Raw genomic sequence first — 23,674 nt, forward strand, 5'->3', positions numbered from 1 at the left:
TTATTCGATGCCGGCACGTGCGAAGATCGTATCGACTTCCTTCATGTGATGACGGTGGTCAAAGCATTCCTCGATTTCTTCACTGCTTAAAACATTTGTAATCGCCGGTTCATTTTCCACCAGCTCCCGGAACGGAATGCCTTTTTCCCAGGCCTCCATCGCTTTTGGCTGAACCGTGTCATATGCTTCCTCGCGCACCATGCCTTTGTTGATCAGCGTAAGCAGCACGCGCTGTGAGAAGACAAGACCGAGCGTTTTGTTCATGTTTGCTTTCATATTATCCTCAAATACTGTCAGGTTTTTCACGATATTGCCAAAGCGGTTCAGCATGTAATTGAGCGCCGTGGTAGCGTCTGGAATAATAATTCGTTCGGCCGATGAATGGGAAATATCACGTTCATGCCAAAGCGGCACATTTTCATAGGCGGTCAGCATATGGCCTCGGATCACTCTGGCCAGGCCGGTCATGTTTTCCGAGCCGATCGGATTGCGTTTATGCGGCATCGCTGATGACCCCTTCTGCCCTTTGGCGAAAAACTCTTCCACTTCCCGGGTTTCACTTTTTTGGAGACTGCGGATTTCAACTGCCATTTTTTCAATCGACGTAGCAATTAAAGCGAGGGTGCTCATGTAATCTGCATGACGGTCCCGCTGCAGCGTCTGCGTCGATACCGGCGCTGCCTGAAGGCCGAGTTTCCGGCAGACCGATTCTTCAATAGCCGGCGGGATGTTGGCAAACGTTCCCACTGCTCCCGACAGCTTCCCAACACGGATGCCCTCGGCCGCTGCGTCAAAGCGCTCGATATTTCGCTTCATTTCCTGATACCAGAGTGCAAGCTTAATTCCGAAGGTGGTGGGCTCTGCGTGTACCCCGTGGGTGCGCCCCATCATGATCGTATGCTTATGCTCTTTTGCTTTGTTTTTTAAAATTTCGAGAAACCGCTCCAGATCTGACCGCAAAATATCGTTGGCCTGCTTAATCAGATAGGAAAGCGCCGTATCCACAACGTCGGTGGAGGTGAGGCCGTAATGAACCCATTTGCGCTCATCACCAAGAGTCTCCGATACCGCCCGGGTGAATGCCACAACATCATGACGCGTTTCCTCTTCAATCTCCTGGATCCGTTCGATGCTAAAGGAAGCATTGTTTCTTATTTTTTTCACATCTTCCTTCGGGATGTCCCCAAGCTCCGACCAGGCTTCGCAGGCGCAGATTTCGACCTCGAGCCAGGCGTTAAAGCGGTTCTCTTCGGTCCAGATGGCACCCATTTCCGGGCGTGTGTAACGATCGATCATAATCAGGTTCCTCCACTCTTCTCTTTAATAATTATTTCTCTATGTACTGCTTCCAAACGTCCGTGGACCGATCAAGCGCGTCCTGAAGATCCTCCCGGAGCACCGTCCAATGCCCCATTTTCCGGCCGGGCTTGGCTTCATCCTTGCCATACAGATGTACGTGGTCCTTGCTCCACTCTTCCATATGCGCAGTTACCGCCTTGACGTGTTCACCGAGAATGTTGGTCATAACCACCGGCTGCTTCAATCCGGCAGGTCCGAGCGGAAGACCGCAGACAGCGCGGATGTGCTGTTCAAACTGGGAGGTTTCACACGCCTCAATCGTATAGTGACCTGAGTTGTGAGGCCGCGGCGCCACTTCGTTTACATACACCCTATCATCTTCTGTGACAAACATTTCCACTGCCAGGGTACCGACAAGATCCACATGCTCGGCAAGCCGGTGGGCGATACGTATCGCTTCTTCATTCACAAATCGAGAAATTCTTGCCGGTACAATTGTCTGGTGCAGAATGTTATTAACATGAATATTTTCCCCGACTGGAAAAACACCGGTCTCCCCGTGCACGCTCCGGGTGACAATGCAGGAAATTTCTTTTTGGAAAGGAATCCACGCTTCAAGTACGAGCTCTTTACCGTCACTTCCCCCGAGGGTTTCAAACGCTGCTTCTGCATCCTCTTCTGCTTGTAACACCACCTGTCCTTTGCCGTCGTAACCGCCGCGGCACGTTTTCAGCACGCTTGGCACATCAATCTCTTTTACTGCTGCCGAAAGCTCTTCGCGGGAGGTCACCTGATGGTACGGAGCTACTTTAATATTTGCTGCTTCAATGGCCTTTTTTTCACGAAGGCGGTGCTGCGCCGTATGAAGCAGCTGGCTGCCCTGCGGAAGATAAAGGGTATTTTCCAGATGCCTGGCTGTGTCTGCGTCAATATTTTCAAATTCATAGGTTAATACGTCACACGCTTCTGCCATCCTGTCCGCCCCGGCACGGTCGTCATAAGCTGCTTCAATTTCAACATCTGCCACCTGTCCGGCGGGCGAGTCTGTTTTTGGCTCAAGCACGGCCACACGGTAGCCCATTGGCTTGGCCGCAAACGCCATCATCCGTCCGAGCTGTCCGCCTCCAAGTATTCCGATTGTCTGTCCCGGTTTCATTACTCTCCCCATAATTCATCTCCTGACTGCATGACCTGCTCACGCATTTGCTCTCTACGCCGCTGCAGCTTACCTGCCAACGTTTCATCGAAGGCTGAAATCATTTGAGCGGCCAGAAGTCCGGCATTTGTCGCCCCGGATGTTCCTATGGCCATGGTTGCTACCGGCACGCCGCCGGGCATCTGCGCGATGGATAAAAGCGAGTCCCATCCACTTAAAGCCTTGGACTGCACCGGCACCCCGATGACCGGCAGCGTCGTTTTCGCCGCTACCATACCCGGGAGATGAGCCGCTCCCCCGGCACCGGCAATAATCACTTTTATTCCTCGTCCTCTTGCATCAGCTGCGTACTCAAACATATAATCCGGCGTCCGGTGGGCGGATACAATGTTCTTTTCAAACGGTACACCGAGCTCATCGAGCACTTCGCATGCCTTCTGCATCGTTTCCCAGTCGGACCTACTGCCCATTACTACTCCTACCTGCGGTTCCACTTGCGCCACCCCTTTGCTTTTCCTCACTTGCTTTTTGACATAAAGAATCCCCGGTGCCAGATCCATCCCTAAAAAGGATAGTCTTCCGCACTCCGGGGAAGGTCTCATGAACGCATAAGTTCTACTATAGAAGAAAAATTCAAGCCGAAGCTTCCACTATTTCAGACAAAGGCTTCGTTTGATCATTCTCCTCATAGTCCAGCAATTTACGGTTGCCGGGTAGAGACGCTCGAGCCTTATTCCCGAAAGTATATGAGGATTGTCATCGTTCTGCTTTTGTTGCTTGCATGTTTCAGCTTAACAAGTTGTTATATTATCTGTCAATCAAAATTCGAACAATCAGAATAACAAAACCTCAAATGTTCGTTTATTTCTTTTTTGCTTCAAAGCTGATTTCCTGCCTCACAGGCACATACTGCATCTCTCCGTTAATGGTCTGCTCTTCAAATATAGGCTTTTCCATTCTGCGTACCGGCATAAAACCTTCAGCCGCCATGCGGGCGAGGCAATCTTCCACTGTTTCTTCTTCATGTACGTAAAACGTCTGTTTATTTTTCTTTTTTGCCATTCTTGTCGCTGCTCCTTATTTCTTTACTTCTATGCTTTCAGTATAACAGGTTCTTTCTAAAAAAAACGAACGAAGCAGAATTTCATTTCCCGCTTCATCCGCTTATTTATCGTCCGTTTTCTGTGCCTATCGTTCGTATGGTCTCTTTTAATACAGCAACCCCATTTACACAGTCCTTTAATTCAGTAAATTCCTCCGGCGTATGACTTTTGCCTTCAAAGCTCGGAACAAACAGAAGGCCGAAGGGCACGTAGGCTCCAAACATCATAGCGTCATGGCTAGCACCCGATACGAGGGATTCTGTAGCTAAGCCGATGCTCCGGGAGGCCTCCTCAATCGAACGCCGGATCCATTCAGGGGCCGGCACTGGTTTTACCCTGAAGGCCACTTCATGAGAAACAGTAAGCCCGCGGCGAGCGGCTATTTTTTCTGCTTCGCTTCGCGCCAGGCTGATCATTTGATCCCGGACTTCCTCATCGAGGTCCCGGATATCTGCTGTCAGCCGGGCCTCTCCGGCAATTACGTTTGAACCGTTCGGCTCAAGAGAAAGCCTCCCTATGGTAGCTACTGCGGTGTCACTGTGCATAGCCGGAAGCTGCTCCAGATACAGAATAAATTCTGCTGCTGCAGCGGCTGCGTCTTTCCTTATGTTCATCGGGGTATTACCGGCGTGGTCCGTTTCCCCCAAAAAATGAACGTCAAGCCAGGAAGGGCCGGCGATTCCTTCCACCACCCCTATACCCGCCTCCTGCTGTTCGAGCTGCTTTCCCTGCTCCACATGCAGCTCTAAATATGCGCGCAGCCGTTCACGCGGATAAATATTTTTCTCGGGCTTGTTCGGCGAATAATCCATCAGCTTCATCGCCTCCGCCGCCGTCACTCCCTCATCATCACGCATTTGAAAAAAATCATCCTTCGAGATATCGCCAACGGCCGCCCGGCTTCCGAGCATCCCGCTCCCAAAACGTGCCCCTTCCTCATCGACAAAAACAGCAATTTCTATTGAACAATCCAGTTCGGCTCCTTCTGCCTTCAATGCTTCTACGGCCATCAGGCTCGATACACAGCCGAGAGCTCCGTCAAAAGCACCACCGTTTTTCACAGTGTCGAGATGAGATCCAGTAAGGATAATCGGGGCTCCGGCACGGCCTGACTCCCACAGTCCGTAAATGTTTCCTACACCGTCTTCCCGCACACTCAGGCCCGCTTCCTCCATCCAGGAACGAAAAAGATTTTTTGCCTGCTGCTCCTCTTCTGTATAAACATAACGTGTAATGCCACCCTCTTCCGTACGGCCAATAGCCGCCAGTTCTTCCAGGCGGCTCGCCAAAACCTCGGGATCAATCGACGGAAAGCCCCTGCTTTCCTCAATCGTCTGGAGGAGGCGCTCCCTGCTGAATCCCTTGTTACCCAAAGCAACATCACTCCTTCTTTTCTTTTAGACTAACACACCGACAAAGACGTTACACTTCATTAAAGGAGGGAACATACACTTCTCCCTGACTATCTGCCTGCTCAATGATACGGCGCACCTGTTGGGATAAACGGTTTGGAGGATATGGCTTGGTCAGGTAATGCCGGACATCCATACGGGCCATTCGCTCTTTATCCTCGTGCAAAGCCGAGGAAATAATAATTGGCACATCTTCGGTATGACGGAAGGATTTCAGCTGTTCAATAAAATCCCATCCATCCATTTCTTCTCCAAGCATCAGATCCACCACAAAAACCTCCGGTCGCAGTCCCCTTTTTAATGCATTCAGCGCTTTGTAAGGATTGAAGTAGTGCACTACTTCGTATTTGGCGTGGCGAAGTTCCTCTGAAAGAAGCATCCCGAGGCTCCGGTCGTCTTCGAGTATGAGCACCGAGTGAAGATCATTTTCTTCCGGCAGATCTTCAATATCGAAATCGACTCCTGAGATCGGGAAGAATAAGCAGAAGCTGCTGCCTTCTCCTTCTATCGAATCAACCTCTATTCTGCCTTTATGGTCTTCAACAATTTGCTTCGTTACCGCAAGTCCCAGACCGGTTCCGCGGATTTTCCTCCGGTCTTCATCATTAATACGGTGAAATTTTCCGAAAAGACGAGGAAGCTCTTTTTCCGGAATTCCAAGACCTTCGTCTTTGATTTTTACTCTCACCATATCCTGCTCATTGGCAAGCTCAATTTTCACCTCACCGCCCTCTGGAGAGAATTTTACCGCATTCCCCACAATATTAGTGACACCCTGCACGATTTTGCCTTTGTCCGCATAGATTCGTCCATACTGCAGCCGGTCCTTTACAACAAACGTGTGATCCGGCTGGTTCGGTTCAAAGGTATCCACGACCTCAAGGATCAGGCTGCTGATATCAATTTCTTCCATGCCGTATTCCTGACGGCCGGACTCCATACGCTGCAGATCGAGAAAATCGTTAATTAACGAAGTTAGTCTTTCACCTTCCCGGTGAATGGTTTCTATATATTTTTTCTGACGGGCCGGCTTTAAATCTTTGACGAGAAGAAGCTCCGCAAAGCCTAAAATACTCGACAGCGGCGTCCTGAGTTCATGACTTACAGTGCTGACAAGATCTGATTTCATCTGGTCAAGCTCAAATTCCTTAGTCCGGTTGCGGTGAACAAAGATAGTGCCCTTTTCTTCGGATTCCATCTGCACATTTCTTCCATATAACTCGTAAACGTTCACGCCGCTCTGTGACGTAATTTTATATTCAATACTATAGTCTGGGGGGGCTCCACCGCCGATAAACGCCTTGAAATAGTTCCCCACTTTTTCCCGGCAGTCTTCATCGATTTGGTTCATCCATCCGGATGTCCATTCCGCAAACGGAAGTGTCTCTGTTCCAGTCTCCCCCTTGTTACTGACCATGCTCCATGTCCACTGGTTTGCATGCTCAAGCTCTCCGTTCTCATTGATATACTGAATCCCTTCATCAACACTGTCGATAATACGCTGGTACAAAAATCGCTCCTCTTCCGTTTCCTCAAACAGAAGAATACGGCTGAAGGAAATGGACGCCTGCCGGAGAATACCGCGCATCGTCTCGCGCTCCTGCTCCGAAAAGTTTTGCCCGGTTCTGGTGAATACCGCTGCGCCAATCATTTCTTTTTTACTGCTGAACACCGGCAGATACATTTCGTACACTGTCGTTTCTCTGCCGCTCAATCCTTCTTCTCCGGCTCTTGTTTTCCGTTCGGTGACATGAATTTTTTTCGTGTCCGCGATTAAAGCAAGTGGGCTCCCTTCAGAATGATCTTCGAAATGCTGTTTTTCTTCTTCACTCACCCCGTACCAGGCAGCCTGCCAGAAAGGCTCCATCGCTGCCACCATACCCTTTTCAAAATGAAAAAGGTCGTACATTTTGGCAAGCAGTTGTTCCATTAATGCCTGCTTTCCCATCGAGCCGCTGAACGTTTCATTCAACTCGTTTAACGTCCGCAGGTATTCCTGCTGCTCCTGCAGCTCATTCTGCTGGGTAACAAGCTCTTCGTTCCGGTCCATAATCGCGTTTTGATTCTGTTGAATACTTGCTGCCATTAAATTAAAGGAACGGCTCAGCTCTCCTATTTCATCGCTGCGGTGGCTGTCTGAGACCGATATTTCTTCGCCGCTTCCCACCCTGGCCGCAGCGTCCTTTATTTCCACCAGAGGGCCGGTAATTTTCCGCAAAAGCACCCAAACAATAGCACCGAGCGCTATCAGTATTGCAATCAAATACAGCAGATAGGCTAAATGCGAATTTTCATTCACCTCGAAGTATTGGTCGTTCACGCTCATCCTTTCAGCCTCTGCCTGATCATGTTCATTTGATATGCTGTTAACAAGCGCCCCGACCTGAGAGCTAGCCTGTTCCCGGTTTTCAATTGTTGTGCGCCCGGCTTCTACAGCTTCAGACGCCTCAGGAAGCCATTCATTTTCGTAATCATCCAGAAACTGCTCTGTCTGTGCGACCAGGTCAGTGTTTGTTTGATTCAAATCCCGGTACTCCTCAAGATGCGCTCTTGCAGCACTCAGACTTCTTTCTAATTCTTCCATTTCACTTTCGTCCCCAAAAGCAAGATAGCCACGCCCTGCAATGATGATCTGCTGGGTATAAAACTCCAGATCTGCCAGCACATTTTGCGTATCCCGCCATTGTCTGGACTCGTTTTCAAGATCCTGCTGATTGGAACTCATGTAGGCATGCTGCCAAATACCCCCGGCACCAGCAAGCACCAGTACTAAAAGAAAAATAATGCTAAACCTACGGTGGAGACGTTTTTTTATGTAGTTAAGCATCTAATAAATCCTCCACAATAGTAATGAGTAGGGCCGGACTGAACGGCTTGGATACAAACTCCATTACTCCTGCTTTTTTCGCTTCTTCTTCGTCTTTATCCCGGGACTTTGCAGTAATCATTAATGTTTTCATGTTTTCAAGCCTGCCGTCTTTCCGGAGCATGGAAACGACTTCCACCCCGTTATACTCAGGCATCATGTTATCGATAATTAAAAGGTCATAGGAGGTTGCACTCGCCTTTTCATAGGCTTCCTTTCCATCCTCTGCTTCATCAATTATGTATTCTTCTTCGTTCTCCAACGTATCCACCACAAGCATTCGAAGCACTTCTGCATCGTCAGCTACCAGTATTTTGTACATTTCTTCCCGCCTTTCTGTTTACAGCACCCGCTGTATTAATCGCTTCGCACGTGCGACCAGTTCTTCCTTCCGAAAAGGCTTCATCAAATAATCGTCCGCTCCAAGCTCAAGCGCATGAACAATGTCCTCTTCGTTCCGGTTGCCTGTGAGCATTAATACAACCATGTTGCTCGAAGGATACTTACCCCGGAGTTTTTCAAGCACTTCAAACCCGTCCATGCCGGGCATAGTAACGTCCAGAACAACAAAATAACGCTGCCCGCGTTCATAGTTTTCATTTTCAAAAAACACTTCTCCAGAAGAAAAATATGTTGTCCGTATCCGGTACCTCGCGATATTTAACTGATGAAACTGATCAGCGACAAAGGAAGCCATCGCTTCATCATCATCGATGATAAATACATTTATGTAGGGAAGATCGATAACCGTGGCGCCCGAATAGGAAACAACAGCGTTCCGCCCCGAATCCTTTGCTTCAAGCATGGCTGCATCCGCTTCATTTATAAGCTCCTGCAGAGAAGCATGCCCGGTGGTTGCTGTAGACGTGCCCGCCGTAAACCCGAGCCGGTACGACAGGTGCTGATCCAATACAAAATCAGCAAAGGACTGCTGCAGGCGTTTCATAATTTTTTCTGTTTCCTCTGAAAACGTCTGTTGGAAAATGAACAAAAATTCGTCCCCGCCCAGCCGGATCAGAAGATCGCTCGGACGCTTCCTGGATAACATGTGGCTGACAAACCACCGGAGCACCTGGTCACCTTCCTCGTGGCCATAGCTGTCGTTAATCTGTTTGAAGTGGTCAAGATCTGTTAATGCTACTGAAAAAGGCTTGCCGCTCCGTTTAAATTCCGCCCACAGGCGATTCTCTTCCAATTCAAGCATTTTCCGGTTGTAGGCCCCTGTCAGTTCGTCCACCGTCAGCGCTTCTTTCATCGGTGCCTGCCATTCCAGATGACGGTGAATGACCTGCACTATTTCCAATGTGGAATACGGCGGCTTGATTACAAAGGAAGCTCCGTCATTATACAATTTATCTGCTTTTTCCCTATCTATTGCCCCAGTACAGAATACAGCGACGGGCAGCAGAGTGTCTCTCGCTGCGTCTTTAATACGCTTAATAATCGTCCGCTCGCCCCTTACCGCCAGGTCCTCTGAGAGAAGCACCATTTCCGGGTGAAACTCTTCAATTTTTTCCATGAGCTTTCTCCGGTCGGAAGCAATCAGAACATGATGGCCAAGCGTCTCAAGCTGTTCCTTTACTTCATACAAAACGTGCAGCGACGTGTGGCCGAGAAGCACAAAAGAGGATTCTTCTTCAGAAACATCTGAGGAGAAAAAAGTATTTTCCCCGCCGCTTTCTTCACCTAACATGTTCATAATTTTTTCCGCATATTCTTTCCGGCTTTCTTCAGCAGCTTCAGTATTGAGTGAAGTCATCGCTTTCTCTGCCGTATCAGCAACTTGGCCCAAACCAATCGTGGCTCCTGTGCCTTTAATCGTATGGAGCCATCTGTACATTTCATCATACTCTTCATAGTGCTTTTGTTCTAAGTATTCATGCTGTTTTTTAATGTTTTCAATAAAGGTTTTCTGATACTGTTTCACCATAATAATATCCCTTCTAACCGTTATTATCCATTTTCCATTATATACTATTTAACCGTGTCAAAAGTAGCTTAACGCAAGAAAATTACAACTGTTTTAAAAAAGAGAAACCTCTCTAAATCTTCTTTGGAAGATAATAGGACTTATACGCCTCTATGCAGGCACAAAAAAACGCTCCAGCGATTGCTGTGAACGTTTTGTGAATAAAAGTATTTTATGAAACATAATTAGTCGTAATAATTGAGCGTTCCATCTGATAGAGCTGCTCCTGGGAGTACAGGGGCGCGTTTTGGGAAAACTGCTCGTGAAAGAACGCACGCAGTGCTGCTTCTGTCGTAAAACGATGAGTATAAGCATCCACCGACACGTCCTGGACAAACCGGTCATCCTGCGTGTTCGAATGGCCGAAGAAAATAATTGGCGTAACTTCGCCCGGATTGTGCTTTTCCCTGCGCAGAAAATCTTCTGTAATCGAAGCCGTCGCTTTGGCATGCTCAATCGGACTGTCGTGTACTTCAAATGTTCCTGACCGAATATGCCCCCGGCTTGTGTTTTGAAATACCATTGTCGTTTCCACATCTTCTTCGAGATCCGGGTACAGCGTATCAAGCACAAAATCAAGTGTCCCGGCATTGTGTTTACTGACGCCGTGAATAATATGGCCTTTCCATTTTTGGGTTTCAAGCACATACAGCCCGCGGCTCGTCAAAACGACGTGGTCCACCTGGCGGGTCGAAAGCTCAGTTCGGTCATCGAGCGGCACGTAAACGTGTCCGGAAATTAACATTTCATCCACAGCGATCTGATTTGCTTCGACAAGATCATTTTTAATGCTTCGAAGCAGTTCATGTGTTTTCATTTCTTCCGGTTCCCGTGAGATTTTCTCCAGATGATAAATGTAATCCGTCAGCTTCCCTTTTTCTTCCTCATATTTGCCGCGTATCGCCTGGATATCCTCGCGGTACTGCGAACTCTTTCCTTCAATTTCTTCTTCCATTTTTCTATCGTACTGTCGGACTTTTTTTAAATACTGATCCCGCTGAATTAAAATAACTGCTCCGATGATGATTAAAGCTATAATAACCGTGACTGCTATACCCATATAAGCACCTCTTCCATCTCCTGCCTTAATATTTTTACTATGACCCGGAATTTGGTACACTAAAAAACGCTTCTCATTCGCTATGTAAAACTATATACATTATATTTCTATCATAATCAATATATTCCTTTTCGTATACACCTAAAGAAAGGATTCTTCCCTATGACACTTTATTCTGTTGTTCCAAAGGATTATTACGAAAAACCGACCCTCGAGCTATCCCGGGCGCTGATCGGCTGTGTACTTGTGCACGAAACGCCGGAAGGTCCTGCAGCCGGCAGAATTGTTGAAACGGAAGCCTACATCGGCCCCGTGGACCGGGCGGCCCACAGCTACAATTACCGCAGAACAAAGCGGACGGATGTAATGTTCTTTCCCCCGGGACACGTTTATATGTACACGATGCATACCCACGCGCTTCTAAATATCGTAAGCGGAGTGGAGGAATCTCCGGAAGCTGTCCTCATCCGCGCTGTCGAGCCTGTAGCGGGCCTTGAGCTTATTCAAAAACGCCGGCACCGTGTCCGCGGCATTCAGCAGACAAACGGCCCCGGCAAGTTAACGAAAGCGCTTGGTATTGATATGAGCTACTACGGCCATGAACTTGATCATCCGCCGCTGTATCTGTCACCAAAAGATTATGAACCTGCGGTTGAAAGCGGCCCGCGCGTCGGTATTTCCGGAAGCGGCGAAGCACGCCATTACCCGTGGCGATTCTTTGAATCCGGAAATCCGTACGTTTCCAAATGGAGGGCCTGAGTTCTATTACTTCAGAGCGACGATTCGGCGACCCTGGATCCGGTTTTCCAAAATAGCGTCAAGATCCTCCGCCAAATCGTCCAGGGTGGTCTCGCTTGCAATCGTATCAAGCAGTGATTGAATTTTTAGGTCACTTGCGAGCCGGTTCCACACATACTTCCTTTTTTCTGCCGGACAATAAACAGAATCAATTCCAGCCAGGTTGACACCTCTTAATATAAACGGATGCACTGTCGTAGGAACGTCTGTCCCTCCGGTAAGTCCGCTGACGGCTGCAGTACCGTGATATTTCATCGTACTCAGCAGGTAGGCAAGCGTTTCTCCCCCAACTGGGTCGACGGCCCCGGCCCACATCGCCTTGCCGAGCGGCTTCCGGTTGTCCGGATTTACGTCTTCGCGGGACAGGATACGTCCTGCACCAATGTTCCGGAGATAATCATGAGCTTCGGTGTTTCCGGTAACGGCTGCCACATCATATCCAAGGGAGTGAAGCATCGCCACGGCCATGCTTCCAACGCCGCCAGTAGCACCAGTTACAACAACCTCGCCCTGATCCGGTCTGACTCCTTCCTCTTCCAGGCGCACGACCGACAACCCTGCTGTAAACCCGGCAGTACCAAAAATCATGGCTTCTTTCGGAGTCATCCCCTTCGGCAGTTTTACTACCCAGTCAGCAGGCACTCTTGCTTTTTCCGCATAGCCGCCGTGATGGGCAACACCCAGTTCATATCCTGTAACGAGCACCTCGTCGCCCTCCTGGTACCTCGAGTCACTGGACGAAGCGACAACGCCGGCGAGATCGATACCCGGAATCAGTGGATAGCCCTGGGCAATCTGGCTTTTAGGTACTGCTGCCAAGCCGTCCTTATAGTTGATGCTTGAGTAGTGTACATCAATGGTGACGTCGCCTTCAGGCAGATCCTTTTCCTCCAGTGTGCGTACTTCTTTTGTAACTTCTCCCTGATCGTTTTTATCCACGACCAGCGCCTTAAATGTGCTCATACTTTCCACCTCCATAAAATGATCCTCTACCCTATTCCCATAAAAGTTTTATTTTATGCGGGGTAAACAAAAAGCACGTGCCTCCTCCAGGGAAGCACGTGCGGGCTTGTTACGGTGTTAAAAACAGGAAAAAAATGATAAATACAAAAAACAGAGCGTACATAATTGGATTCAGCTGCTTCCCTCTTCCAGTCAGCACCATCGTGATCGGATAGAAGATAAAGCCCATGGCAATACCGGTCGCGATACTGTAGGTGAGCGGCATCGAGACGACGGTTAAAAAGGCCGGCACGGCAATTTCAAGACGCTGCCACTCAATTAAGCGAAGCGAAGATACCATCAGTGCTCCTACAATAATAAGAGCTGGAGCCGTTACGGCGCTTGTCACCACGCCGAGAAGCGGCGAGAAAAACAAAGCGGCAAGAAACAGCAGCGCTGTAATTATCGAAGCAAATCCGGTACGTCCTCCGACAGCTACACCGGCTGAGGACTCAATATATGCTGTTGTTGTAGACGTTCCAAGAATCGAGCCGATCACGGTAGCAGATGAATCTGCCACCAGGGCGCGCCCGGCACGCGGCAGTTTGTTGTCTTTTACGAAGCCGGCCTGGTTGGCTACTGCAAACAAAGTTCCAGCCGTATCAAAAAAGTCTACAAACAAAAATGTAAGAACAACTACGATAAATCCAATAATGAAGCTTGAATCCCACGAAAAGTCTGTAAGAGAAGTAAAAGCAGCCCCGAATGTCGGTGCGATGCTGGGCACCCCGGAGACAATCTGGCCGGGAGGCTGAATCTGCCCCACCAAAATGCCAGCCAGGGCTGTAATCACCATCCCGTAAAAAATACCTCCCCGGACACCCAGAGTCATCAGTATGACGGTAATAACGAGCCCGAATGCTGCAAGAGCAGCAGGTCCGGAAGTAAGTGTGCCAAGCGTGACGAGAGTAGACTCATCAGCCACCACAATCTGCGCTCCCTGCAGTCCGACAAAAGCAATAAACAGTCCGATACCGGCAGAAACCGCATATTTCAGTTCCTCCGGAATCGCGTTAATAATTTTCTCTCTAATGCCAAATGTCGTTAAACCAATAAAGATTATCCCGGAGCAGAATACCCCAAACAAAGCAAGCTCCCAGGGGATCCCCATTGTCAGCACAACGGAATATGTAAAAAAGGCATTGAGCCCCATCCCCGGTGCCAGAGCGATCGGATACCTGGCAAGCAGCCCCATAATCAGTGTTCCGATAGCTGCTGCCAGGGCTGTCGCTACAAACACAGCGGACTCATTCATTCCGGCTTCGGCTAAAATACTGGGGTTGACGAATAAAATATACGCCATCGCAAGGAAAGTCGTTAAACCAGCTAACGATTCTTTCTTGTAGTTCGTCTCATTCTTTGTAAATTCAAAAAAACGATCCATCCTCTTATCTCTTCCTCTCTTTGCTCTCCCCAGGCAAAACTCTCTCTGATTCTATTATATACTAACTAAGCGTTTACGACGCAAGCCCCTACTCCCATTCGATGGTCGAAGGCGGTTTGGACGTAATATCGTACACTACACGGTTGACGTGCTGCACCTCATTGACAATTCTGGTGGAAATTTTTTCGAGAACGTCATATGGAATACGGGCCCAGTCCGAAGTCATACCATCAATTGAAGTGACCGCGCGGATGCCGACAGTGTAATCGTATGTCCGGCTGTCACCCATGACGCCCACGCTTCTCATGTCCGGCAGCGCCGTAAAATACTGCCAGATTTCACGGTCGAGACCGGCATTCTTGATTTCTTCCCTTAAAATATAATCCGATTCCCGGACAATTTCGAGCTTCTGCTCCGTAATCTCCCCGAGTACACGAATGCCGAGTCCCGGCCCCGGGAACGGCTGGCGCCAAACGATTTCATCCGGCACTCCGAGCTCTGTTCCGAGCTTGCGGACTTCGTCTTTAAACAGCGTATTTAAAGGCTCAATCAGATCGAATTTCATGTCCTCCGGCAGTCCGCCAACATTATGGTGTGACTTAATCGTCTGAGCTGTGTCCGTCCCACTTTCAATGACGTCTGTATACAGCGTGCCCTGGACAAGAAAATCCACGTTTTCAAGCTTTCCTGCCTCTTCCTCAAACACATATATAAATTCATTTCCGATAATCTTCCGTTTTTGCTCCGGATCGCTCACTCCGTCGAGTTGATCGAGAAAGCGTTTGGCTGCGTCAATTTTCACGATATTCATCTGGAATCCGCGTCCGAGAGACTCCATGACGCCTGTGGCTTCCTCTTTACGAAGCAGGCCGTGATCAATAAACATGCACGTAAGCTGATCTCCGATCGCTTTGTGTACAAGAGCCGCTGCTACCGAGCTGTCTACCCCTCCGCTCAACGCACACAGCACGTTACGGCTGCCTACCTGTTCCCGGATAATTCCCACCTGCTCATCGATAAAGTTGGCCATCGTCCATTCATTCGAGCATCCGCAGACCCGGTAGGCAAAGTTTTTCAGTATGTCATCGCCAAACTGGGTGTGGCGTACTTCAGGATGGAACTGAACGCCGTACATTTTCTTCTCCGGAGCACTCATGGAGGCCACCGGGCATGACGGACTGGTCGCGTCGACCGTAAAACCTTCCGGCGGCCCGACAATTAAGTCACCGTGACTCATCCACACGCTCTGGGTTTTCGGCAGCCCTTCAAATAATACTGGATTCGCCTGCACATGAATATCCGCCTTGCCGTATTCCCGATGCTGGGCTTTTTCCACTTTTCCGCCGTAATGCAGCGTCATCAGCTGCATCCCGTAGCAGATACCCAGTATAGGAATGTCCAGGTCAAAAATAGCTGGATCACAGGTGAGCGCGCCTTCAACATACGCGCTGTTCGGTCCGCCGGAAAAAATAATTCCTGCCGGATCCAATTCTTTAATTTTTTCTGCACTAATCGTGTTCGGATGGAGTTCGCTAAAAACACCGAGATCTCTGATTCTGCGTGTAATCAATTGATTATACTGGCCGCCAAAGTCCAGAACAATAATCGTTTCACTGATATTTCCTACGCTCATCGCTTCTACCCCTAACTGTTTTCAAATATGTACGTGCAAGGTTCACTTTAAAGGAATGCCTGCTTCCGGGCAACTATCTGTTTTCGATTGCCGGGCGTACGTCAAACACCTCAATGAAAGTCTTTTTTTACAGACCAAAAAAGCTGCTTTCGCATTATACGAAAGCAGCTTTTTGACTGGAAACAAACGGCGGCTCCCTTGCCGCTGTCTGTCCTTCACTGCCCTCGTAGTCCAGCCATTTTCCGGCGGCCGGGTAGAGACATTTGGGCCTGATCCCAAACTATACGAGGTATTCACCTGTAAACATGAAATAAATTCTAACAGCCCGTCATGAGCCGGTCAAGAACGGATTTTCTTTACCAGCCGTTTCCATGCAGCAACTGTTTCCGGTTCGGCTCCGTTTCCGGTTTTACGCCCGTAATACAGACGTTCGTATTTTTCAGTCAGTGGATCCATGTCACTGCTTCCGTAAATGTCATTGACCCGTCCGGAAAATTCCCGTAGCGTTTCTCCGTTGGTTCGTTTCACACGAGCTGTCCGCAGCAGCCTTAGCAGTGCCTGGTAGGCACTTTGAAATTCTGCATCGGAATGCATATGCCGGTATTTGAAAAGAAGATAGCTGGCCAACAGCTTCCTCCGGAAAAACCACCCGGCTCCAAGGAGGATAACAATCGCTGCAAAAAAGGGCCACAGCGGAAGCCTCCAGTCAACACCGGCGCCCCCGGATGTGTCCTCCTGCTCTTCTTCGTTCTCTTCTCCTGATTCAGGAGCCGTTTCCTCTTCCTCGGGTGCGTCTGTTTCTTCCTCTGCCGGCTCCTCTTCAATTTCAGGTGCTTCTTCCGACGCTTCATTGTTTTCATACGTGTAATTAAACTCTGAAGAAAAACCTTTCGTCGGTTCAAACGGCACCCATCCGACCTCCGGGAAATACACTTCCACCCAGGAATGCGCATTTTCATTGGTAACCTCCACCTGGTTTTCATTTCCCGGAGCCTGGTCGCCTTCCGTGAACCCTTTCACCCAGCGTGTCGGTATATCCAGCGTCCGAAGCAGCACCGCCATCGAAGTCGAGTAATTGTCGCAGTACCCGGTCCGTGATTCAAACAAAAACTGGCTGACATAATCCTCACCTTCCGAGGGAGCCGGAATGTTTGTCGTTTGATAGGAAAAATCCGGACCGCGCAAATATCTTTCCACCGACCTTGCCTTTGCATAGCGGTTATCATCTTCTTCTGTAAGGTCTTCGGCGAGCTCCTGAATTTCTCCCGGAAGATCGTCCGGAAGCTGTGTAAAGTATTCTGTCACTTCATCCGGGTCTTCTGAATCATCAGTGACAGCACTCATCTGCTCTACCGGAAAATCTGCTGTTTCATACGCCACCGTATAATTAGTTAACGCCTCAGACTCCCTGCCATTCTCAAACTCTGCCTGGGTGGTCCAAGTATCTACCGAGGTTTCTATGTCTTCTTCAATAGAAAGAAACGAACCTGGATAAAAGGCAAAGTCAAACTCCTGGGTTTCTGCCATTTCAATGTTTACTTCCTGTTCTTCTGTCTCAATACTTTCATTGTACAAACCGGCCTCCGAAGACGTTTCATCCGGGGCATCTATTTCCCATCCAAGACCGGTGTATACATTTTTAGCTTCGCCCCGCCAGTAGCCGTTAATATCTCCGGAGGCAGTAAACACAGGCATATCACTCATTTGAAATCCACCGCCCAGACGTTCATCGGTATCGTCATAGCCAATCTTCTGTGCGCCCTGGCTGCTTCCGGTGCTGCTTTCTCCCCACGTTAAAAACGGAATGGGGTCAGGCCACCGTGGTTCACTTTTGGGAGCAAGCACGCCAACGCCCCCGGCGATAATCAGAAAGACCGCCATAATCAGCATCCACCGACTAAAGACCTTTCTCTGTGCCTTTCTGTCTTCCGCCCGTGATACAATACGGTCCCACTGAAGAAGCCCTAAAAGCAAAAACCCTATAACAAACGTCCGGATTACCGCAAACATTCCATCATATTCGAAAAAAGTATCCATCACGCCAATATAAATAATCGTAAACGTCAGAAAAAATAAAATCCGGCGGGACTGAACTACCCAGAAATAAATCAAATAGCTCATAATAGCGAGCAGAAGCATGAACAAAACACTGCGGAACATATCTGTCAGAGCGTACCACTGGCCACTGATAATATAATCGGCATTAGTCTGCACTTCTGCCGCCAGGGCAGCCAGCCAGCCCGGCTGCAGCAGTGATTCCTCATAAAAAACAGCGTTTATGCCTATCAGTATCACAAGCAGTACGCTGCCGATAATCACCCACCAGGGCGGACGCAGATAAATTACGATAAAAAAAACAGCGGAAACAACCATAAATACAGTCACTGACCCTGTTCCAGTAGCTTCCGGCAAAGGCAGCAGCCATTCTGTCAGCAGGAAATAACCAAGAATATAAACAATCAACTTCTTCCAGGTATGCTCCGGTTTAACCAAATAATTATGCCTCCTTTACAGCACTTCAAAGCCAGCCTCGCCCGGCTGCACATAGTATATATGAATATTGGTGTGCCGCAGCGCTTCTACCCCCTCGTGGCGGGAGAACCCGCTCTCATGAGGGAGGAGAGCTACAATAACAGATCGTTTCTGTTCGGCCCACTGTTTTAATTCTTTAATTCTAATTCCGGAAAGTTCCGGGGTAACATAAATCAGCGCTTCGAGCCCTGGGGTTTGACGTAAAAACGGCGATGCCTCTGTGTCTGTGTTCAATTCCACATACGCCAGACTCTGATAAATACGCTGAAAATGCTCTTTCGAGGTACCGGGATGCTGCAAAAGCTGCTCAGAAGCGGTAACTCCGCAGCCAATCGGCATTTTCATCTGGTAGGCATACTCTGTTAAAGAAGCAGCAAATTCTACCGCGGTTTCAAATGATTCTGATGTGGTACCCAAGGCGTTTTCAAGCAGCAGAAAATAACCCTCTCCTTTTTCGGCTTCAAATTCTTTCGTAACAAGCTTTCCGGCCCGGGCTGTTACCTTCCAGTCAATATTTGCCATCCGGTCCCCAGGAGTGTAATCCCGGACTCCTGCCACATTCACAGATTCGCTTTGCAGTCGCTGCGACAGCGATACTGCTTCCGAGGAGTTATCTGCCGTTGTATTCCAGTTCGCTAATTTTCTCATTCTTGGAAGCACCACCACCGTAGAAGAAACTGGAATGTCATAATCCTTCTCCACAAAGCCAAACAGATCACCGGAACGAACACGGAGATAGTCGATGGTGTGCTTTCCCCGCCGTCTCCCTTTAATACTGTAGGAATAGGAGGCCTCCCTTTGAAAAAAAGGAAATACCAGGGCTTCAGCGGACGTTTCCCATTCCCGGAGCCCGTACGGCTGGTGATCCCGGACCTTTACATATATCAGTGGAAGTGGAATTCTTTTTTTCAGCGTAACGTCGACTTCTGCAGAGCCGTTGAATGAAAGCATTTCAGCAGTCAGCCTGCGCTCAGCCCTTAAAGAACGAAGTGGATAAATTAACAATAATAATTGCATTAGCGCAAGAGTCGTCACACTGTAAAATAAAAACCAGCTGACAAAGCCTCCCTGGAACATAGCGTAAATAAATAATACAGCCAATGCAGCCACAACAGCTGCCAGCTGCATTACTTTTTTTCCGATTTTTAAAAACCGAGTCATGGGCGTACCGCCGAATCACTGTCCGATGCCGGTACACGAACACTCGATAAAATGTCCCGCACTACAGTTTCTCCGTCTTTATCCGCCATCTGCTGGTCTGTCTGCAGAATAAGGCGGTGCCCCATAACAAATGGCGCAAGATACTTCACATCATCTGGAGTCACATAGTCTCTTCCCCTCACAAAAGCATATGCCTGCGACACCTTCATCAGTGCAATTGACCCTCTTGGACTGACGCCAAGATAAATATCGCGGTGATTTCTGCTTTCCCGCACGATAGAAACAATATACTGTTTCACTGACTGGTCCACGTGCACATCTTTTACGTGCTCCTGCGCCTCCAGGACGTCTTCAAGACTCATTACGGAGGAAAGCTCGTCAATCGGATGAGTGAATTCCACGCGCTCGAGCACTTCTATCTCCTGCTCTTCGGTTGGGTAGCCGAGCCGGAGCTTAAACAGGAAACGATCGAGCTGTGCTTCCGGCAGAGGATACGTCCCACCGTACTCTACTGGATTCTGGGTGGCCATCACAAAAAATAAACGTTCGAGATTCCTCGTTTCGCCGTCCACTGTCACGCTTTTTTCCTCCAGCGCTTCGAGAAGGGCCGACTGCGTTTTCGGAGAAGTACGGTTTATTTCGTCTGCGAGCAGAACGTTTCCCATTAATGGGCCGGGCCGGAATTCAAACTCCATCGTCCGCTGATTATATATGGACACACCTGTAACGTCTGATGGGAGGAGATCCGGGGTGAATTGTATCCGTTTAAAACTCGCGCCAATGGATTTGGCAATTGCCCGCACCATCATCGTCTTCCCCACGCCAGGCACATCCTCAAGCAGGATATGTCCGCGGGCCAGGAGCGCCGTCAGGCTTAATTCGATTTCAGCTTTTTTTCCGACCACGACCTGCTGCACGTTTTCGATGACACGCTGCAAAGCTTCACGTTCGTTCACCAATATCTTTCTCCCCCTACTTTATATGCTCTCGCTCTCTAAATCATATTAATCTTATCACAATTACCCACCCCTAGAAAGAAAACCGACTATTCCTGCTCCCGGTTTTCGGGCAGTATTTTCCTCCGCTCCACCGGCGATTTCAACACAATTGACGTATTAATGTTTCCGTAGGAGATCAGGGTATCAACAAGCTCTCTCAGGCTGTCCATCCCCTCTACCGCTGCTTTAATAAAATAACTTACTTCCCCAGTCACCCGGTGACATTCAAGTACATGTGTATCCTCTGCAATCATTTTTTCAAAACGGGGGATCGTATCCTTCAGCTCGCTCACCTGGATCATCAGAAGCGTATCCCGGCCCACGGCTTCCGGTGAAACCACTGCACTGAAGTGATCAATAATCCCTCTCTCCTGCAGCCTGATCATTCGTTCAGAAACGCTTGGACGGCTTAAATTTAATTTCTTGGATAAATCACTTACCGATATCCTTCCGTCCTCCTGAAGTATCTCAAGCATTTCTATATCAATATGATCCATTTAAATGCACTTCACCTTTCTTTTTGAATATAATAAATCTATTATGTATTCATTTTTGCTATTTTTAAAACAATTATCCTTCATATGTATATTCAAACTTGGATTATTTTTCCTTATAATAGAAGTATCCTATTGTTGAAGGAGAGACGACCGTTGATAAACATAACCAATATACTACAAGTCCTGGCCGGATGTTTGTTAGCTGCCTTCGGCATTACCCTGCTCCAGCACGCTGATTTAGTCACCGGAGGTACGGCGGGCCTTGCGCTCGGCTTAACTTACGTCCTGCCACTGTCTTTTTCAGCTGTGTTTTTTATCATCAACCTGCCTTTTTATGTGTTTTCTGTTGTGCATATGGGATGGAAATTCACACTGAATACAATCGCCGCAGTGTCTCTGCTTTCCGCTCTGACAAGCCTGAGTTATTTTCTTCCTGCCTTCAGTATCCATCCGGCTGCTGGAGCCATTTTCGGCGGTATCAGTATAGGAGCCGGCATATCAATATTATTTATGAACAACACCTCGCTCGGCGGGGCTAACATTCTGGCATTATTTCTTCAGCGCCGGCTCCAGTGGAACCCCGGCAAAGTCAATTTATCCTTCGATATATTGGCAGTAGCTGTGGGGCTCGCTTCTGTCGGCTTAATCGCAGGCGCTTATTCCACACTTTCCATTATCGCTACTGCTTTTGTGCTCAGCATAGCCAAAGGAAAAATCGCCGCTTCAAGGCCCATTCCTAAAGCGAAGCCGCGTTCCTCACGCCAGGGCGTACTGATCGAAAAACAATAAATCAAAAGCAGCTTCCCGTGGGAGGCTGCTTTTTCAGCTTTCAGTCAGGCCCTCCGCCAGTGCTTCAGCTGCTTTCTTTTCATCATCAGCCACAGAAGCTTCAAACAGCTTTTCCTGCTGGAGCGGCGTGTACTTCATGTCAAAGCCATGATGCCAGGCAATTTGGCGCACGAACTCCCGCTGTGTTCTGCCGTTTCCTTCCCGGAATGGATGAATGTGATTAAGGTCATTATAAACCGGGGCAAAGGCTTCAGCGAAAGCTTCCCTGTCTTTGTACGCCAGTTTATTTTTTTCCTGTACGGAGTCTCTTAGATGACGCAGACCCCTGTCGATAAATGCTGCAGGCAGAAAGGATGTTCTTCCTTTAGTAAGATCCACCGTCCGAAATTCCCCGGCCCAGGCGTATACATCAGAAAACAGCCGTCGGTGAATACGCCGTATATGCTCTTCGTCAAAGGATCCAAGCACCTTTTTTGCTGTCATCATCTGCTGCAGACGGTACGTTGTAATAATCTGCTCGATTTTCTCTGCCTTGGCTGATTCCCGAAAATTCATTTTGTTTATAAGCACTCCGCTGTCTCCATACGTGTAATAGGATTCGCTCATATTATAAACGCCCCTCCGCTACAGAAGCTGTCACTTCTTTAATCGTCATTTGCCCGTCTCGGAGCTTACGTACGGCTTCAATATCTTTTTCTGAAAAAACAAAACCTTCTACTTCTGCAGAAACAATTGCGTTCTTAAGCTCCTGTTCTTCGGGCGTATCCGGGAAATTGTATTTGTCCACTGCGGACGAACCGTGTTTTTCATGCATTGTTTGCCCCCCTGCCTGTAATGAAACTATTTTGCTTTCTTCTCGTTTCCTCCCGCTCTCTCCTGCCCAGGGTAAAAGAAAATCCTTTTTTAAGCGTTTATTCAGATGCAGCCTTCGTTAGTATCGTTTGGGATACTATACCACTTCAAAATGGGTACTTCCATGCCTGAGCCTTTTCCTAGTATGATGAACTCTACATACATCTGCATACTAAAATAAAATTAGAGGAGTGTTCACGCATGACTAATGTGATTGATCCCGATGTTTCTATCGGGCCTGTGCAGCTCAGGGTGCAGGATATCGGCCGGGCCGCCGCTTATTACGAAAATGTGATCGGCCTCCAGATACTCAAACGCTCATCTTCTACCGCTGTTCTCGGCGTGCCTTCAGACGGACTCCCTCTTGTCATGCTTCGGGAAGTGGAAGGTTCGATCACTCCCCCTCGCACATATGCCGGGCTATACCACTTTGCTGTTCTTCTTCCGGACCGTGCGTCCCTGGGAGCTTTCACTCGTCATCTGCACAGCATCGACGAGCGGTTCGGAGCCTCTGATCACAGCGTCAGCGAAGCTCTCTATCTGACGGATCCGGATGGAAACGGCATCGAGGTTTACCGTGACCGCCCCCGAACAGAATGGACGTACGACAGCAACGGATTCGTGCACATGACCGTGGGTCCCCTGCATGAACAACAGCTGGTTCAGACGGGAGAAAATACGCAGTGGCACGGCCTGCCTGCCGGAACTGTGATGGGACACGTTCATCTTCATGTGCACGACATGGAGGAGGCTTATCATTTTTACGTAGAGGTGCTGGGACTTGAACTTACCGCCGACCCGCAGAAATTTCCTGCTTTTTTTGTTGCTGCCGGTGGCTATCATCACCATATCGGGCTTAACCCATGGGCCGGAGCCCAGGCGCCTAAAGCATCCATACGAAATACCGGAATCGACATGTACACGCTTGTGCTTCCTTCTGAATGGGCTCTGGAGCCTATTGCCGACAGGCTGGAGGCCGATGATTATCCATTTCACCGCGAAGAACATACTTTATACGTCACCGATCCTTCAGGCATTGTCGTATGCCTTACCGTAAATTCTCCAAATACCGTCCTGTCCTCTGCTCAAATGGTCCAGCTGACCGAATAATTTTCGCCATGCGCCATGATAAAAAGCAGCCGTACCTGAAAAATACGGCTGCT

The 23,674-nt window shown here is 48.7% G+C and carries 21 protein-coding genes and 2 riboswitches; of the genes, 3 read left to right on the forward strand and 18 right to left on the reverse strand.

Annotation, left to right across the window (positions count from 1 at the left end; all coding sequences use genetic code 11):
- The 9 genes from purB to Q9M42_RS08745 all read right to left on the reverse strand — a co-directional run bounded on the left by purB (position 1) and on the right by Q9M42_RS08745 (position 10,865).
- The gene (purB, locus tag Q9M42_RS08705) at positions 1-1,296 is read right to left on the reverse strand and encodes an adenylosuccinate lyase (protein ID WP_322526094.1); all 1,296 of its coding nucleotides are present in this window, start codon (positions 1,294-1,296) and stop codon (positions 1-3) included.
- 31 nt (positions 1,297-1,327) lie between these two features.
- Complete coding sequence (gene purK, locus Q9M42_RS08710) at positions 1,328-2,467, reverse strand: 5-(carboxyamino)imidazole ribonucleotide synthase (protein WP_322526095.1); 1,140 nt, start codon at positions 2,465-2,467, stop codon at positions 1,328-1,330.
- The gene (gene purE / locus Q9M42_RS08715) at positions 2,455-2,949 is read right to left on the reverse strand and encodes a 5-(carboxyamino)imidazole ribonucleotide mutase (protein ID WP_322526096.1); all 495 of its coding nucleotides are present in this window, start codon (positions 2,947-2,949) and stop codon (positions 2,455-2,457) included. Before purE ends, purK begins: the two co-directional genes overlap by 13 nt.
- Before the next feature lie 174 nt (positions 2,950-3,123).
- Positions 3,124-3,225, reverse strand: a riboswitch (purine riboswitch).
- A 91-nt stretch (positions 3,226-3,316) separates the two neighbouring features.
- A complete protein-coding gene (locus Q9M42_RS08720) occupies positions 3,317-3,517 on the reverse strand; it encodes an NETI motif-containing protein (protein ID WP_322526097.1) in 201 nt (66 codons plus the stop codon).
- 106 nt (positions 3,518-3,623) lie between these two features.
- A complete protein-coding gene (locus Q9M42_RS08725) occupies positions 3,624-4,931 on the reverse strand; it encodes a Zn-dependent hydrolase (protein WP_322526098.1) in 1,308 nt (435 codons plus the stop codon).
- Between the two features lie 49 nt (positions 4,932-4,980).
- Complete coding sequence (locus Q9M42_RS08730; RefSeq protein ID WP_322526099.1) at positions 4,981-7,797, reverse strand: ATP-binding protein; 2,817 nt, start codon at positions 7,795-7,797, stop codon at positions 4,981-4,983.
- On the reverse strand, positions 7,790-8,158 hold the full coding sequence (locus Q9M42_RS08735) for a response regulator (RefSeq protein ID WP_322526100.1): 369 nt from the start codon (positions 8,156-8,158) through the stop codon (positions 7,790-7,792). The genes Q9M42_RS08730 and Q9M42_RS08735 overlap by 8 nt, the downstream gene beginning before the upstream one ends.
- An 18-nt stretch (positions 8,159-8,176) precedes the next feature.
- Complete coding sequence (locus tag Q9M42_RS08740) at positions 8,177-9,766, reverse strand: diguanylate cyclase (RefSeq protein ID WP_322526101.1); 1,590 nt, start codon at positions 9,764-9,766, stop codon at positions 8,177-8,179.
- Between the two features lie 211 nt (positions 9,767-9,977).
- Positions 9,978-10,865, reverse strand: coding sequence for a nuclease-related domain-containing protein (locus Q9M42_RS08745; protein ID WP_322526102.1), 888 nt, complete (start codon positions 10,863-10,865; stop codon positions 9,978-9,980).
- Between the two features lie 162 nt (positions 10,866-11,027).
- On the opposite strand from Q9M42_RS08745, the gene Q9M42_RS08750 reads away from it, so the two are divergent.
- The gene (locus Q9M42_RS08750; RefSeq protein WP_322526103.1) at positions 11,028-11,624 is read left to right on the forward strand and encodes a DNA-3-methyladenine glycosylase; all 597 of its coding nucleotides are present in this window, start codon (positions 11,028-11,030) and stop codon (positions 11,622-11,624) included.
- A gap of 6 nt (positions 11,625-11,630) precedes the next feature.
- Here Q9M42_RS08750 and Q9M42_RS08755 read toward each other — a convergent pair whose 3' ends face one another.
- The 7 genes from Q9M42_RS08755 to Q9M42_RS08785 form a co-directional block, all read right to left on the reverse strand.
- Positions 11,631-12,626: an acrylyl-CoA reductase family protein gene (locus tag Q9M42_RS08755; protein WP_322526104.1), complete on the reverse strand. Its 996-nt coding sequence runs from the start codon at positions 12,624-12,626 to the stop codon at positions 11,631-11,633.
- Positions 12,627-12,735: 109 nt separating this feature from the next.
- Entirely contained in the window at positions 12,736-14,049 is a 1,314-nt protein-coding gene (locus Q9M42_RS08760) for an NCS2 family permease (protein ID WP_322526105.1), read from the reverse strand.
- A gap of 88 nt (positions 14,050-14,137) precedes the next feature.
- The gene (gene guaA, locus Q9M42_RS08765) at positions 14,138-15,682 is read right to left on the reverse strand and encodes a glutamine-hydrolyzing GMP synthase (RefSeq protein WP_322526106.1); all 1,545 of its coding nucleotides are present in this window, start codon (positions 15,680-15,682) and stop codon (positions 14,138-14,140) included.
- Positions 15,683-15,889: 207 nt separating this feature from the next.
- Positions 15,890-15,990, reverse strand: a riboswitch (purine riboswitch).
- 31 nt (positions 15,991-16,021) lie between these two features.
- Positions 16,022-18,175 carry a transglutaminase TgpA family protein gene (locus Q9M42_RS08770; RefSeq protein WP_322526107.1) on the reverse strand — a complete coding sequence of 718 codons (2,154 nt, stop codon included), beginning with the start codon at positions 18,173-18,175 and terminating at the stop codon, positions 16,022-16,024.
- A 15-nt stretch (positions 18,176-18,190) separates the two neighbouring features.
- Complete coding sequence (locus Q9M42_RS08775; protein WP_322526108.1) at positions 18,191-19,375, reverse strand: DUF58 domain-containing protein; 1,185 nt, start codon at positions 19,373-19,375, stop codon at positions 18,191-18,193.
- Positions 19,372-20,331 carry an AAA family ATPase gene (locus Q9M42_RS08780; RefSeq protein ID WP_322526186.1) on the reverse strand — a complete coding sequence of 320 codons (960 nt, stop codon included), beginning with the start codon at positions 20,329-20,331 and terminating at the stop codon, positions 19,372-19,374. Before Q9M42_RS08780 ends, Q9M42_RS08775 begins: the two co-directional genes overlap by 4 nt.
- Before the next feature lie 89 nt (positions 20,332-20,420).
- Positions 20,421-20,870, reverse strand: a complete 450-nt coding sequence (locus Q9M42_RS08785) for an Lrp/AsnC family transcriptional regulator (protein ID WP_322526109.1) — start codon at positions 20,868-20,870, stop codon at positions 20,421-20,423.
- A 153-nt stretch (positions 20,871-21,023) separates the two neighbouring features.
- On the opposite strand from Q9M42_RS08785, the gene Q9M42_RS08790 reads away from it, so the two are divergent.
- Positions 21,024-21,659: a YitT family protein gene (locus Q9M42_RS08790; protein ID WP_322526110.1), complete on the forward strand. Its 636-nt coding sequence runs from the start codon at positions 21,024-21,026 to the stop codon at positions 21,657-21,659.
- 33 nt (positions 21,660-21,692) lie between these two features.
- Here Q9M42_RS08790 and Q9M42_RS08795 read toward each other — a convergent pair whose 3' ends face one another.
- Complete coding sequence (locus tag Q9M42_RS08795; RefSeq protein ID WP_322526111.1) at positions 21,693-22,265, reverse strand: Fic/DOC family protein; 573 nt, start codon at positions 22,263-22,265, stop codon at positions 21,693-21,695.
- A 1-nt stretch (position 22,266) separates the two neighbouring features.
- On the reverse strand, positions 22,267-22,473 hold the full coding sequence (locus Q9M42_RS08800; protein ID WP_322526112.1) for a hypothetical protein: 207 nt from the start codon (positions 22,471-22,473) through the stop codon (positions 22,267-22,269).
- A 239-nt stretch (positions 22,474-22,712) separates the two neighbouring features.
- Here Q9M42_RS08800 and Q9M42_RS08805 point away from each other — a divergent pair, with 239 nt between their 5' ends.
- A complete protein-coding gene (locus tag Q9M42_RS08805) occupies positions 22,713-23,621 on the forward strand; it encodes a VOC family protein (protein WP_322526113.1) in 909 nt (302 codons plus the stop codon).
- Positions 23,622-23,674: the final 53 nt, after the last annotated feature.

The organism is Marinococcus luteus (assembly GCF_034497705.1).
GTDB classification, from domain to species: domain Bacteria; phylum Bacillota; class Bacilli; order Bacillales; family Marinococcaceae; genus Marinococcus; species Marinococcus luteus_A.